12 protein-coding genes are annotated in these 13,334 nt (G+C 55.3%); 4 read left to right on the top strand and 8 right to left on the bottom strand.

The features are described 5' to 3' along the window. The first annotated feature begins 196 nt into the window (after window positions 1-196). The 3 genes from LDN12_RS14495 to LDN12_RS14485 all read left to right on the top strand — a co-directional run bounded on the left by LDN12_RS14495 (window position 197) and on the right by LDN12_RS14485 (window position 3,656). Entirely contained in the window at window positions 197-1,735 is a 1,539-nt protein-coding gene (locus LDN12_RS14495; protein ID WP_223923372.1) for a hypothetical protein, read from the top strand. A gap of 69 nt (window positions 1,736-1,804) precedes the next feature. Continuing rightward, the gene (locus LDN12_RS14490) at window positions 1,805-2,515 is read left to right on the top strand and encodes a glycosyltransferase family 2 protein (RefSeq protein WP_223923371.1); all 711 of its coding nucleotides are present in this window, start codon (window positions 1,805-1,807) and stop codon (window positions 2,513-2,515) included. 655 nt (window positions 2,516-3,170) lie between these two features. Further along, window positions 3,171-3,656 (top strand): ferritin family protein, encoded by a 486-nt coding sequence (locus tag LDN12_RS14485; protein ID WP_223923370.1) that lies wholly within the window; start codon window positions 3,171-3,173, stop codon window positions 3,654-3,656. Between the two features lie 239 nt (window positions 3,657-3,895). Here LDN12_RS14485 and LDN12_RS14480 read toward each other — a convergent pair whose 3' ends face one another. Beyond that, window positions 3,896-4,066 (bottom strand): twin-arginine translocase TatA/TatE family subunit, encoded by a 171-nt coding sequence (locus LDN12_RS14480; protein ID WP_223923369.1) that lies wholly within the window; start codon window positions 4,064-4,066, stop codon window positions 3,896-3,898. 18 nt (window positions 4,067-4,084) lie between these two features. Then, window positions 4,085-5,944 carry a metallophosphoesterase gene (locus tag LDN12_RS14475; RefSeq protein WP_223923368.1) on the bottom strand — a complete coding sequence of 620 codons (1,860 nt, stop codon included), beginning with the start codon at window positions 5,942-5,944 and terminating at the stop codon, window positions 4,085-4,087. Window positions 5,945-6,201: 257 nt separating this feature from the next. Between LDN12_RS14475 and LDN12_RS14470 the strand changes: the two genes are divergently transcribed. After that, window positions 6,202-7,101: a DnaJ C-terminal domain-containing protein gene (locus tag LDN12_RS14470; RefSeq protein WP_223923367.1), complete on the top strand. Its 900-nt coding sequence runs from the start codon at window positions 6,202-6,204 to the stop codon at window positions 7,099-7,101. 83 nt (window positions 7,102-7,184) lie between these two features. Here the strand turns inward: LDN12_RS14470 and LDN12_RS14465 are convergent, their stop codons facing one another. From LDN12_RS14465 to LDN12_RS14440, 6 genes are all read right to left on the bottom strand, one after another. Next, window positions 7,185-7,931, bottom strand: coding sequence for a sensor histidine kinase (locus LDN12_RS14465; protein ID WP_223923366.1), 747 nt, complete (start codon window positions 7,929-7,931; stop codon window positions 7,185-7,187). Between the two features lie 87 nt (window positions 7,932-8,018). Next, complete coding sequence (locus tag LDN12_RS14460; protein WP_223924074.1) at window positions 8,019-9,416, bottom strand: ammonium transporter; 1,398 nt, start codon at window positions 9,414-9,416, stop codon at window positions 8,019-8,021. Between the two features lie 186 nt (window positions 9,417-9,602). Next, window positions 9,603-9,941 (bottom strand): P-II family nitrogen regulator, encoded by a 339-nt coding sequence (locus LDN12_RS14455; RefSeq protein WP_223923365.1) that lies wholly within the window; start codon window positions 9,939-9,941, stop codon window positions 9,603-9,605. Between the two features lie 127 nt (window positions 9,942-10,068). Beyond that, on the bottom strand, window positions 10,069-11,772 hold the full coding sequence (locus tag LDN12_RS14450; protein WP_223923364.1) for an ammonium transporter: 1,704 nt from the start codon (window positions 11,770-11,772) through the stop codon (window positions 10,069-10,071). A gap of 36 nt (window positions 11,773-11,808) precedes the next feature. Then, window positions 11,809-12,147, bottom strand: a complete 339-nt coding sequence (locus tag LDN12_RS14445; RefSeq protein ID WP_223923363.1) for a P-II family nitrogen regulator — start codon at window positions 12,145-12,147, stop codon at window positions 11,809-11,811. A gap of 89 nt (window positions 12,148-12,236) precedes the next feature. Continuing rightward, window positions 12,237-13,007 carry a hypothetical protein gene (locus tag LDN12_RS14440; protein WP_223923362.1) on the bottom strand — a complete coding sequence of 257 codons (771 nt, stop codon included), beginning with the start codon at window positions 13,005-13,007 and terminating at the stop codon, window positions 12,237-12,239. Window positions 13,008-13,334 lie beyond the last annotated feature (327 nt).

The raw sequence follows: 13,334 nt of genomic DNA, 5'->3' as shown, positions 1-13,334 counted from the left end.
TTAACATATAGATTTTGCGATTGATGTTTGTGGATGCGGAGAGTAGAAATGGGTTTGCTTTAATAAGGAGGGCTTATAAAACGAGGTACCGAGCAGTAGCAACTGACAATGAGTTTCAAGGCTAGGGCCGGGCTAAGAGCATCAGACCATTAATGACGTATGTGTCGTACTTGAACTGAATCTATTGGAGTGCAATGTGGAATTTGGCTTGTTTTCAAGAATGTTTTTGCGAGTCAGGACGGTCAATGACCGCACTTTTCTATTAATCCTTGTAATCCTCTTGTCTGGATATTGGCTCCTATTTCACTGGCCTTGTCTTAATTATTATTGGAATAATGATGACCTGCATTTAATTCGCAAATTCACTTCAAATGAACTCAGTCAGGTATTTACGAGCACTTGGGACGTTGATCGAATTGAGACTCCTGGGTTTCGACCGTTCACTACTTGGTTCAATCATTTCCGCTATATGTTCCTAGGCGAATCACCGGCCAATCATCGCTTGTTTCTGCTTATTTTAATGTCAAGCTTATTATGGTTTGTTGGATGGATCGGCTTCAAGTTTGGTCTGAATCGAGGCCAGATTGCATTGGCACTACTCATTCTTGTATCTACGAAAGCTTTTTCTGGGGATATAATTTGGGTTGCTGATGGAATACATGTTTTTCAGAACTTGCTAATTGTTATAGCTATAGTAGCAATGATGAAGTTTATTAAAAATAAGTCAGTATATTTTGGTTTATTGTCTCTGTTTTTGGTGTGGATGGCCTTATGGGCGCGTGAAGACAGTTTGGTAGCATTCCTGATAATGCCGATTATTTTCGTAATATATTATTGCAAATGTAATAACACAAACTTATCTCTTGGATGGTTGACACTAAAATCTACTAAAGCAGATATTATTAAGTATTCTACTTATTTTATATTATTTTTTAGTATTGCTCTTCTTTCACTTGTGCTTCGTAAAATTTACGTTCCTGAAACAAGTACCAGTACCATGTTGCCCTCAAGTTCATTGACTGGAATTATCAACCATATCAAAATGAGCATGTGGATTGTTGGCGGTTCCCCATCAAAAGAATTTTTAAGCCTACGACCGCCAAATGCACAGACTGGAAGCTTGTTAATAAATTTATTAACATATTCTTGGGGTATGATCCTCGGAATATATCTGCTTTATTATTTAATCACGATCAGAAAATTCGATACTTATGCACGCCAGATCAGTACGTGTTTTATCTGCATGGGACTTGCCTGTACACCTGGTTTTGTTGTGGAGCGCTCCAACCTTGTTTTTTTGCCCACATTGTTCTTTTCATTCATCGTTGCACTCACCACCTTCAATATGTGGGATAGAGCATCAATTATTTCCCTGAACAATCATGCCTTAAGCATAAAATGGTCAGATAAATCGTATAATATTATGCACTTATCCATTATATTGATATGCATATTTGCCATATCCGGCTCGATGTTGCGGGCAACTATTCAAAGAATTGATATGCACCCTTTGAGTATCAATCAAATTTCCCGGAATCGTATTTTTTTGGTCGATATTAAAGCAAATATACCCGATGAAAGGGTTAATTATTTGATATATCAATGGGACATCATTGGAATAGCCAGGAAAACTACAAGGGAAGAATTGTTAAATAATGTAAAAATGGGTCTATATAATTCAGATTGGTCTGGAGTTAAGCCTTTTATACCTCAGGTAACATATCTGGCACCATAATATGGACTAAATTACCTGATATAACATCATTAAACTTATCACCAGAGAATATTGACAAAGGATGCCCATATGGTATTTGAGTTGGCCTTGGTAATGCCAGTATACAATGAAGAGGCTTGCATTGAGCATGTGGTATTATCCTGGTATAAGGAGCTGTCAGGTCTAAATATAAACTTTGTGATGCTTGTGTTAAATGACGGATCACGAGACGGAACTGAAAGCAAACTGGCTCAATTTGCTCAAAACGATCATATAAAAATTATCAACAAAAAAAACAGTGGACACGGTCCAACTATTCTTCAGGGCTACCACATGGGCGTTAATCTTGCCGAATGGATTTTCCAGACTGACAGCGATGACGAGATGAAGCCTAAACATTTCAAGGAATTATGGAATCGCAGAAAGGAATATGACGCTCTCTTTGGTTTTCGCCAGGGCAGGGAACAAAGTTATAGCCGTTCGTTCATTAGCTTTGTATCGAGGCAGACGGTCGAAACTATATTCGGTAAAGGAGTTATGGATGTAAATACTCCTTACAGGTTGGTACGTTCCGAGTTATTGAAAAATATCACTAAACAGATACCAGATGACTCTTTCGCCCCGAACGTTATGATATCCGGGGCTTTGGCCAAGGCTTCGGCACGTATTTACAATCACCCTGTTCCGCACGAAGGGCGTCGAACGGGGAAAGCATCAATCGTCCGCTGGAGACTGTGGAAATTTTCCGTGTTATCATTTCTGCAAACTCTTAAATGCCGACCAAAATTAGGAGACTTCTAGGGGCCAGGTTCAACACATTTAAATATTCTCAACCAGGAAAGTGCAAACGGGAGGCGTAAGGGGACGTAGCAGCTTTATTGCTTTATAGGGCCTTAAGCAGGGAACACCCCTCTTTTCAATCGAATCCCCCCTCCCAAGCTCTCACCGACCGCTTCACCACACGAACACAAACCACCCCGCGCATCCCATTAAAAAAGGCCCGCACATGACAACCATGTGCGGGCCTTTACCGTTAACGCCGGTGGAGATCGCTATACCTCTTTCGCCTTGATCTCGATCTCGTCCTTGCCTTCGGACGCCTTTCTGAAATTGCGGAGTAACCAGGCCACCGGCAACCCATAAACCGCCTTTCCCCCGGCATCTCTACCCCCCCCTCGCCCCAACCTCTCCACCACACAACCGGACTCTTCAAACCACCAAAGCCCCTCCGATTCAGAGGGGCTTTGCGGTGCAATAAATATAAAGCGGTCCGCGAAGCCTGAAGGTATCAGCCCGACGCGCAACGGTAGCGGCCGTGATATATGGAAAACATCTGGTACACTATCCTTACATAATGCTGGACAAGGCCGGGGAGGGCAATGACCCACGTGGGTTCAAAGTTCAGGGTTGCCCCTGACGTGCACATCATTCCCCGCACCAGACAGAGGAGATAGCCATGAATGTTTTCGATTGTGCCATCAAGATTGAAGAGGAATCCAGAAAGCTTTACGAAGAGCTGGCAACGGCGGCCACCGTGCCGGAGTTGAAGAATCTCTTCACCCTTCTGGCTGCATCCGAGGAGGAACACCGCGATGCCCTGGTAAAGATGAAAATGGACGCCAAACCCTCAAAGGCCCAATTCAAGGCTTTGGAGGAAGCCGCGTGCGTTTTCCAACCCCTCCTGGCAAAGCGCGAACTCATGACGGAACTGAAGAACGAACGCGACGCGTACCTGCACGTGGTAAAGGAAGAGGAGAAGGAGATCGGATTTTACGTGGAATCGGCCGATCAGGCAAAGGACGAGGCGGTCCGGGAGATCCTGCTCAAGATCGCCGAAGAGGAGCGGAAGCACCTGAGCATCGTCGAAAACATCTACTCCTTTGTCGAGTCGCCGAAAAACTTCCTGGCCTGGGGCGAGTTCAGCAATCTCAAGGAATATTGAGTGGAGCCCCGGCGGGTCTCCATTCTACATAAAATGAACAATTTGGATGTACACCTTATGCATTTCCCATCAGGGGGAATAATGAGGTATCAGGTCTGCATATTGACATATTTAAGCCCGGTGCCGATGGGTACCCTTAAAGGGACGTAGCTGCTTTATCGCTTTATAGGGACTTAAATACAAAGGCCCGCACATGACGACCATGTGCGGGCCTTTACCGTTAACGCCGGTGGCGATCACTATACCTCTTTCGCCTTGATCTCGATCTCGTCCTTGCCTTCGGACGCCTTTTTGAAGTTGCGGATGGTCTTGCCCAGGGCGCCGCCGATCTCCGGCAGGCGGCTGGCCCCGAAGATCACCATGACGATGGCGAGGATGATGAGTAATTCCGGTACGCCGAATCCGAACATGCCCTCTCCTTCCGCGTCCTAGACGCCGGCCACGGCGGCGAAGCAACCGTTGTAGTTGATGACGGCCCACACGGTGCCGCTGGCGGTATCCACGCCGTAAGTACCCAGGGTGTAACTGGATTTCCAGGCGCCGAGCACGAACTTCTTGGTGCCGCCGGTGCTCTTGTTCACGGCGTTGGTCCAGTTGCCGCTGTCGTCCGGGGTGGCCAGGGCGAACGTACCGGCCTGGACCTGGGCGTCGGTCACCTTGGTCTTGTCATAGGTCATGGAGATGGCGAAGATATCGGTCTGGGTGCTCCCCAGGGAGGCCGACATGCCCCGCAGCAGCAGGATGTCGCTGGCGGTGCTGTTGGCCGCATACCAGCCGGTGTTGACGACGGCGCTGAAGAAGCGGCCCGAGGGGTCGGTCACGGTGTAGCCGTTGGAACCGGCCAGGACCTTGGCGACGGTGCCGCTGCCGGCCGGGCTGGTGTCCTGCACCGTGGTGTAGGCGGCGCCGGCCGCCACCACGAACTGGCTGCCGTTCAGGCTGTAACCGAAGGTCTCCCGCTTGGTGAAGGTGAGGGTCGGGGTGGTGGCGATCACCCCGCCGTTGACCGGCGAGGGATAGGCGGGAGCGGAGTAGTAGTCCACCGTCACGTGCGAGCCGTCGACGGTCACGAGGCAATAGCCGATGGTGTTCAGTTCCTGCTTGGCAAGGGTCTGGCGCTTGCCGCCGCAGTAGGTGGCGTCGTTGGAGGGGTTGGCGGGATAGTAGAATTTGCTGCTGTTGGAAGCGCCCACGATCTGCATCACCTTGGCGCTCGTGCCGTCGGAGGTCGCCACCAGGCTGCGGTCGTACATGTGGTCGTGGCCGCAGAAGAGGTACCCGGCCTTGTTGTTCTGCAGGCTGGTGATGAAGGCGTCCAGCCCCGGAGAGTTGGTGGCCGACGGGTCGGAGCCGAAGAGGACGTCCGTGTGGTCTTCGGTGATCATGCCTTTGTGGCTGAAGACAAAGGCGTGGCCGCCGGTGGGCTTGCCGGCCAGGACGGTGTCGATCCAGCTCTGCTGCGCGGCGATGGACGTTCCGAGGGAATAGGCGGTGGTGCCGTCGGCATTGAGGCCGTCGACGGTGTTGAACTGATCCAGCAGCACGAAGCGGACATTGCCGTAGTCGAAGGAGTAGGAGAGCCCCAGGAGGTTATTGGCGCTGGTGCTGGGGCTGCTGAAGTTGGACCCCATGGTGAAGGCGGAACCGGTCTTGGTAGGGGAAGCCTGGAGGTCGGAATCGGGATTGCTGAGGCTCAGGATATCCGCCGGCGTCGCGTTCATCTGGCCGTTCTGGGTCTGGGGGAAGGCCCGCTGGAACTCGGTGGCCGTGGTTGTGGCGCTGTCGTGGTTGCCGCGCAGGGGGAAAAAGCCGATCCCGGCGTTGTACAGGGCCTGGGCGAAGAGCGCATGCGTGTCCTCGGCGGCGACGTTCGTGTAGGTGTAGGTCGTGGTCGTGCCGTTGACGGTCTTGGTGGCGGTGGTAGTGGTGGTGGAGCTCGCTTTTTCCGTCAGGTCGCCGGTCTGCACCACGAACTTGACGCCCTTGTCGATGAACTCCCGGTTCAGCTTGTTGATGATGTCCACCGGCGTGCCGTTGGGGTTGTAGCCGTCATCGACCTGGGTCCACTGGGAGTCGTTCATGACGGCGAATTTCCAGGCGGTCTTGGACGGCACCGCGGCGGCGACCGTGCTGGTCGTGGACGCGGACGACGAGGTCCCGCAGCCTCCCATGACCATGCCCACCGCCATTGCGCCGGCTCCGGCGGCGGTGCGCTTGATGAACTCGCGCCGGCCGATGCCCGCGACCGTTCCCGGTTCAAGCTCCTTGTTCTCATCATTGTGTGACATGCGTACGTTTCCTCCTTCATCTGGTATAGGTTGCGACTGCCGCCCGAAGCCTCCGGGAAGCCCGGTTGCGTGCCGATGCTCCAGAGGAGTAAGTACCAGACTATCTCCGATGATGGCGTTAAGGTCAGGTTAAGAGTGTGTGAACTTTTTGGGGCCGGGCGGAGAAATGTGGGGGCGGCCCCGAAGGGATTCATTGACAGGAGGCCGTCCAACCATTACATTTCGTGGTGAGAGAAGCACGATAAAGGATGGAAACAATGGCACAGACGGATTATTACAAGGCCCTTGGGGTCGAGAAGAACGCCACCCCGGACGAGATCAAGAAGGCCTTCCGCAAGCTGGCGGTCAAGTATCACCCGGACCGCAACCCTGGGGACAAGGCTTCCGAGGACAAGTTCAAGGAGATCAACGAGGCCTATGCCGTGCTCTCCGACGCCAAGAAGAAAGAGGAGTACGACACCTTCGGCTCCAGCGGCTTTCATCGGCAGTATAGCCAGGAGGACATCTTCCGCGGTTTCGACTTCGGCAATGCCTACAAGGATATGGGCGCGGGCGGGGGCGAGGACATCTTTTCGCGGCTGTTCGGCGGGGCCTTCGGGCGCGGCGGCGGGCGGGGCGGTTTCCGGGCGGCGCCCCAAAAGGGTGCGGACCACGAGATGGAGACCGACGTCACCTTCCGCGACGCCGCCCAGGGAGCCGAAAAGCTGGTGGCCTTCCGCAGGAACGGCAACCGCGAGGAGTTGAAGGTCAAGATCCCGGCCGGCGTGGAAAACGGCAGCAAGATCCGTATTGCCGGCAAGGGTGGGCCGGGGGACGGCGGCGGCCCGCAGGGGGATCTCTACCTGATCATCCGGGTGCTGGCCGATCCGGTCTTTACCCGCGACGGGGGCGACCTGTTCGTGGAGCGTTCCATACCCTTCAGCGCCGCCTGCCTGGGGACGTCGCTGGATGTGCCGACCCTGGAAGGGGACAAGCGCATCAAGGTGCCGGCGGGCATCCAGCCCGGCACGAAGATCCGCCTGAAGGGATGCGGCGTGAAGCCGCTGGGCTCGAACACCAAGGGGGATCTCTACGTGAAGGTCACCATCCAGGTGCCGGGGTCCCTGAGCGCGGAGCAGAAAAAGCTGGTGGAGGAGTTGGCCGAAAGCGGCCTGTAAGGAAAGCCGAAAAATTTTTACGGCGGAAGATCAGACAAAAAGGCCGCTCCCGGCAACCGGAGCGGCTTGTTACTGTAGCGGGTTCACTCCGCGTCCTTCACGACAAAGGTCACGGTGAACGATGTCCCCCGGTTGCGGCGGCTGCGCACCTCGATCCGCCCCCCCATGTTTTCCACCAGTGTCTTTGTCACGAACAGCCCAAGTCCGGTCCCCTCCCCCGGTTTCTTGGTGGTGAAATACGGTTCGAAGATCCTCTTTTGCACGTCCTCCGGTATGCCGGGCCCGGTATCGGCGATGACGATCTGCACCTCTCCCTCGGAATTGGCGGAGGTTTCGACCAGGAGCCTTCCGCCCCCATCCTCCATGGCCTGCAGGGAATTCATGATGATATTGAGCAGGATCTGCTTGAGCAGGTTGCCGTCCATCCTGATCGCCTGCAAGTGATAATCCAGATTGCGCAACACGGTGACGCCGCGCTTGGCCGCCTCGTACAGAAGGAAGTCGAGGATGAACTCGACCGCCAGGTTGATGTCCGTCTCCTCCGTGGCCTCGTCCTGCCTGCTGAAATTGAGCAAGCCGCGCGTCAACTGCGAGAGGCGCTGAGCTTCGGACCTGATGCGGCCGACCATTTCGCGGACGAATTCGGGTACCTCCTTCTCCCGCAGGATCAACTGGGCAGCTGAGGTAATCACGGAGAGGGGGGCGTTCAGTTCGTGGACAACACCTGACGAAATCCTCCCCAATTCGGCCATTTTTTCGTTATAAGCCATCTGTTTGAGCAGTTCTTCATTGATGTTGTCGTTATTATGCTTGTCTGCCAGGGTCTTCATGTGAGCTCCGGCGTCGCAGGGGTGCATGGGCGGAAGCCGCCCGCAAAGGGGCGGCTTCCTGGGGTTTTACACAGAGGAGAAGACCGGTTACATATTGTAGCCTGCTTCGGAATGCTGCGTCTGGTCGAGGCCTATGATCTCGTCTTCTTTTTCCACACGCAGGCCGATGGTCTTGTCGAGAACGAACGAGATGATCAGGGTGACGACGAAGGCATAGGCGCCCGCGGCCACAACGGCGATCAACTGGATCATGAGTTGCTTGGCATTGCCGGCCAGGAGGCCGGTCGCGCCGACGGTGGCGAAGACGCCGGTCAGGATGGCGCCGAAGGTCCCGCCGATGCCGTGCACGCCGAAGGCATCAAGGGAGTCGTCGTATTTCAGCTTGGCTTTCATCAGCACGCCCAGGTAGCAGATGATACCCGCCGCAGCACCCATGAGCAGGGCTGCGCCCGGCTGCACGAAACCGGCGGCCGGGGTGATGACGACCAGACCGGCCACGACACCCGAACCGAAGCCCAGGGCGCTGGGTTTGCCGGCATGGATCCATTCGGCGATCATCCAGGAGAGGCCGGCGGCGGCCGGGGCGATGGTGGTGGTGGCGAAGGCCAGGGCGGCCAGGCCACCGGCCGCGTCGGAGTTGTTGGCGCCGACAATCGCGGAACCGGCATTGAACCCGAACCAGCCGAACCAGAGCAGGCCGACGCCCAGCAGGGTCAGCGGCAGGTTATGGGGAGCCATGCGCTCGTGGGGGTAGCCGTGACGCTTGCCGAGAAACACCAGGAAAGCCAGCGCGGAGATACCGGAGGAGAGATGGACGACCGTACCGCCGGCAAAGTCCAGGGCTCCCTTCTTGAAGAGCCAGCCGTCGGTCATCCAGACCCAGTGAGCCAGGGGGTCATAGACCAGCGTGGTCCACAGCAGGACGAACAGACAGTAGGCCGAGAACTTGACGCGTTCCGCCAGGGCGCCGGAGACGAGGGCCACGGTGATCATGGCGAACATGGCCTGGTACATGGCGAAGACCAACTCGGGGATTGCGCCCGGCTCCTTGGTGTAGTTCTGGAACAGGGCCCAGTCCACCGTGCCGCTGGCCGCATCCTTCATGATGATCAGGCCGTTCAGCATGAACTTGCTGAAGTTACCCACCAGGCCGCCCCCAAGGTCGGGGGCAAAGGCGAGCGAATAGCCGATGACCGCCCACTGGACGCCGACGATGCCCATGGCCACAAAGGAATGCATCATGGTGGAGAGCACGTTCTTCTGACGGACCATGCCGCCGTAGAAGAGGGCCAGGCCGGGGATCATCAAGAGCACCAGGGCCGAGGAAACCAGCATCCAGGCGGTGTCGCCGGTGTTCAGCACCGGCTTGACGTCGGGCGGCGTGGCCGGAGCGGCCGGCGTCGCCATGGCGGCCGGAGCCGCTGCCGAAGGGGCCGCTGCGGTTGCTGCCGGTGACGCTGCCGGGGCCGTTGTCTCTTCGGCCATAACTGCAAGGGGTGCAAGAAGGGTGAGTGCAGCGAGGATTACGGTTGCGCATAGCCGCCGCAAGCTGCGTAGCGGCAGGGATGCCTTGTAAAAGGCTTCATTACCCTTACGAGAGTTGATACAGCTTTGTACCATGACTGAACCTCCGAAATGAATATGTGTATGAATGCTTGGTAAAGCGAGAGATTATACCGCGTCGTTGCCCTTTTCACCGGTACGGATACGCACCGCCTCCTCCAGAGGGATAACGAATATCTTGCCGTCGCCGATTCTCCCGGTTTTGGCCGCGGTTTCGATGGTTTCGACGACCTTGGGGACCAACTCATCCGCGATAACGATCTCCAGTTTGATCTTGGGGATGAAATCCACCACATATTCGGCGCCGCGGTAGAGTTCGGTGTGGCCCTTCTGGCGGCCATAACCCTTGACTTCGGAGACGGTGATGCCTTCGATACCGATATCGTTGAGCGCGTCTTTCACTTCGTCCAGCTTGAACGGTTTGATGATTGCCTCGACAAGCTTCATTGCTTACCTCCAATTCTGTGTTGGGTAGTGGGACTGCCAAGTCCTGCTTGCATTGATCAGCCTTATTCTCGCGTTATAGTTTACCCCCGCCGCCGCAAATTGCAGCGGCGGGGGTTGTCGTTACCAATTATTTCTCGACCTTTTCGTGATGCGCGCCACTCAGGGGCAGATGACGCAGATTGAAGTCGGGATAGGCCGAAACCGCAACCTCATGCTGGTCAAGGCCTTCCAGTTCCTGATCCTTGGGAACACGCAGACCGACAACCATATCGAGCACCTTGAAGAACACATAGGAGATGATGAAGACATAGACGATATTCGTCAGGGTCCCGATGCACTGGGCGAAGAACTGTCCGGAGTCGCCGTAGAAGAGCCCGGTTACCGTCCCTTTTACGCCGTTGAAACCGTCGCCGTAGCTGCCGTCGGCGAAGAGACCAAGGGCCAGCACGCCCCAGGCGCCGTTGGTGCCGTGCACCGAAACCGCACCGACCGGATCGTCAACCTTCAGGACACGCTCCACGAAGAAGACGCTGAGGCAGCAGAGAATACCGGCAATGGCGCCGATGAGGACCGACACGGGAGCGGTGACGAAGGCGCAGGGGGCGGTGATGGCAACCAGACCGGCCAGCAGCCCGTTGGCGCTCATGGAGATATCAGGCTTGCCGTAGCGTATCCACATGAATATCCAGGAAGAGACGGCACCGGCAGCACCGGCCAGCATGGTGTTGGTGGCGACCACGGCGATGCGGAGATCGGTACCGGCCAGGGTGGAACCGGCGTTGAAGCCGAACCAGCCGAAGGCCAGGATGAAGCAGCCAACGATCGCCATGGGGACATGATGTCCGGGAATCGGGTTGGCGGAACCGTCCTTATTGAACTTGCCGATGCGGGGGCCGAGCACTATGGCCCCGGCCAGGGCGCACACACCGCCGGTCAGGTGAACGACGGAAGAACCGGCGAAGTCCACATGGCCATGGCCAAGTCCGAACATATTGCCGAGTTGGGAGAGCCAGCCGCCGCCCCAGACCCAGTTGGCATAGAGCGGGTAGATGATGCCCGATACGAAGAAACCGTAGACGAAGAAGGATTTCATGTTCCAGCGTTCAGCCATGGAACCGGTGGGGATGGTGGCGGTAGTGTCCATGAAGACCATCTGGAACAGGAACAGGGCGAATATGGATGCGTCATAAACCTTGTTGCCGAGGAAGAAACCGGTGGTGCCGAACAGACCGAAGTCCTTGCCGAACAGGTGGACGGTGAATTCACTGCTCAGCGCCTTGGCGCCACCCAGGGTGGCAATACCGCCGACCCCGCCCATCTGCAGGGCAAAGCCGCAGATCCAGTAACCGAGCAGACCCAGACCATAGACCATGAAGTTCATGGCCATGGTATGGCCGGCGTTCTTGGCCCGGGTGAAGCCGGTCTCCGCCATGGCAAAGCCGGCCTGCATGAACATGACCAGGAAGCCGCAGACCAGGGTCCACACAAAGTTGATGGATATCTTGTTATGACCGACCACATCGGCCACCTTGGCGGCCAGCGGCTCGCTCTTGCCGAGCTTGTCGATCTCTTCCTGGGTGGGGGCATTGGCCGACCCGCCCACGATGTCGCTGGCGACACCGGTGTTGGCGCCGGAGGGGTCATTTTTGACCTCCGGGGCAGGAGCAGCGGGAGCTGCCGCCGCCGGGGCAGGCGTCGCGGCCGCGGGAGCAGACGAGGCGGCAGGGGCTGCCGGGGCCTCATCCTTCTTCTCCTCGGCCATGGCCGAGATCGAGAGGAGCCCGGTCAGGATAAAAATCATAACAGCTAGCAGACATATCTTCAGTTTCATTACCAACCTCCGTAATTAATGTGCAGGCCCATCCGCCTAGACCGCGTCGGTACCCTTTTCGCCGGTTCTGATCCTGACCGCGTCATCCAGTGACAGGATAAAAATCTTGCCATCGCCAATTCTTCCTGTTTTCGCAGTATTCTCGATGGTTTCAACAACCTTGCCGACCAAATCGTCGCTGACCGCGATCTCAAGCTTGATCTTCGGTATAAAATCAACGACATACTCGGCGCCACGGTAAAGTTCGGTATGCCCTTTCTGGCGGCCGAAGCCCTTGACCTCGCTGACGGTGATACCCTCGATGCCGATTTCATTGAGGGCATCTTTCACTTCGTCAAGCTTGAAGGGTTTTATGATTGCCTCGATAAGTTTCATTGCGCCGATCTCCTTGTCTGCATATCTGGGGCACTCCTCAAAAAGGCGGGGGCGCGGGCGGCCACCCCCGAATAGTAGAGGAGGGACAGCTAGAAGTTGAAGTCCACCTGGGTGGTAAACGTCGGTTTGCCACCGGGCAAAGAACCTCCCTGCGGGTTGTAGAAGGGGTTGTAGAAATTAGCGCCGACGAGAAGGGATACGGTGGGGGTAAACGCCCATGATCCGCCGACGCTGAGGGCGCCGAGGGCGTTGTTGCCGCTCTGGTAATCGACGGCCAGCCAGAGCTTGTCGGAAATTTCACTCATGGTGCGGTCCCATGACGCCAGCAAACCGTTGTTGGTCTTGGAGCCCAGGTTCTTTTCCGCGCCATTGTATCCGCCGACGGAAAGACGGCCGATAACGGGGAACGTCTTGGCGATCAGCCCGTAGGCCACGTTACCCATGGTATTGCCATTCGTACCGCGATCAAAGGTACCAATGCCGTACATACCTGCTGCGACGGCAGGCATGCCCTTGAAAAAAGCATCCTCGGGGACGCCGCCCTTGAAGTTGAAATATATCGGGTGCTGGGCGCCGTTGTCGCCTGAACCCAAATTATCGGTCATGTAGTCAACACCGACCTCAACCTTAAATTTTTCGAGCGGAAGCACACCGGTGGTCACCCCGATATCATAGGTGTTGGCACCAGCGTCAACGGCATCCGAAAAACGAATATAGTTGTCTACACTTAAATTTACTTCCTTGAAGCCCTTTACGTCGGTTGAAGGAATCCATATCTGACCGGAAAACGTTGCCATTGCCGAACCAGACGCCAATGCCACTACTGCAGCTGCCATTACTAAAACTTTGCCAAGCTTCATCTTTCCTCTCCTTTTCATCGTTGATTTTGAACGGTGATAGGATGAAAACGACGCTGGTTTCATCGTGCACGTTCTGTAGAGTAGATATGTGTTCATGGAAAATTTTGTTGTCGCTTCACCTCGTTTGACGAATGGTTAGCACGGATTATGCCATAAATTTTTCTTCATTTATGTCATATAGTTGTAACTTGTTTACGGGAAAAAGAGGCCATTCGGCTGATGAACATCCTCACAATTTTGCCTATTTATTAATCGTTTTTTTTGTCCCTTGGGTACTTTTAATGTATTACATCAAACAGTTTCAGGATGTTATGCCGCTCATGTTAT

This window comes from Geobacter sp. AOG2 (genome assembly GCF_019972295.1).
GTDB lineage: Bacteria > Desulfobacterota > Desulfuromonadia > Geobacterales > Pseudopelobacteraceae > Oryzomonas.
Note: the sequence above shows the minus strand (reverse complement) of the source record. Positions and strands in the feature narration are given on the sequence as shown.

Bases quoted from the DNA above. Each gene is read 5' to 3' on its own strand.
- LDN12_RS14450 (WP_223923364.1), bottom strand. From the start codon at position 11,772: ATGAAACTGAAGATATGTCTGCTAGCTGTTATGATTTTTATCCTGACC.
- LDN12_RS14460 (WP_223924074.1), bottom strand. From the start codon at position 9,416: ATGGCCGAAGAGACAACGGCCCCGGCAGCGTCACCGGCAGCAACCGCA.
- LDN12_RS14445 (WP_223923363.1), bottom strand. From the start codon at position 12,147: ATGAAACTTATCGAGGCAATCATAAAACCCTTCAAGCTTGACGAAGTG.
- LDN12_RS14485 (WP_223923370.1), top strand. From the start codon at position 3,171: ATGAATGTTTTCGATTGTGCCATCAAGATTGAAGAGGAATCCAGAAAG.
- LDN12_RS14480 (WP_223923369.1), bottom strand. From the start codon at position 4,066: ATGTTCGGATTCGGCGTACCGGAATTACTCATCATCCTCGCCATCGTC.
- LDN12_RS14475 (WP_223923368.1), bottom strand. From the start codon at position 5,944: ATGTCACACAATGATGAGAACAAGGAGCTTGAACCGGGAACGGTCGCG.
- LDN12_RS14440 (WP_223923362.1), bottom strand. From the start codon at position 13,007: ATGAAGCTTGGCAAAGTTTTAGTAATGGCAGCTGCAGTAGTGGCATTG.
- LDN12_RS14455 (WP_223923365.1), bottom strand. From the start codon at position 9,941: ATGAAGCTTGTCGAGGCAATCATCAAACCGTTCAAGCTGGACGAAGTG.
- LDN12_RS14470 (WP_223923367.1), top strand. From the start codon at position 6,202: ATGGCACAGACGGATTATTACAAGGCCCTTGGGGTCGAGAAGAACGCC.
- LDN12_RS14465 (WP_223923366.1), bottom strand. From the start codon at position 7,931: ATGAAGACCCTGGCAGACAAGCATAATAACGACAACATCAATGAAGAA.
- LDN12_RS14490 (WP_223923371.1), top strand. From the start codon at position 1,805: ATGGTATTTGAGTTGGCCTTGGTAATGCCAGTATACAATGAAGAGGCT.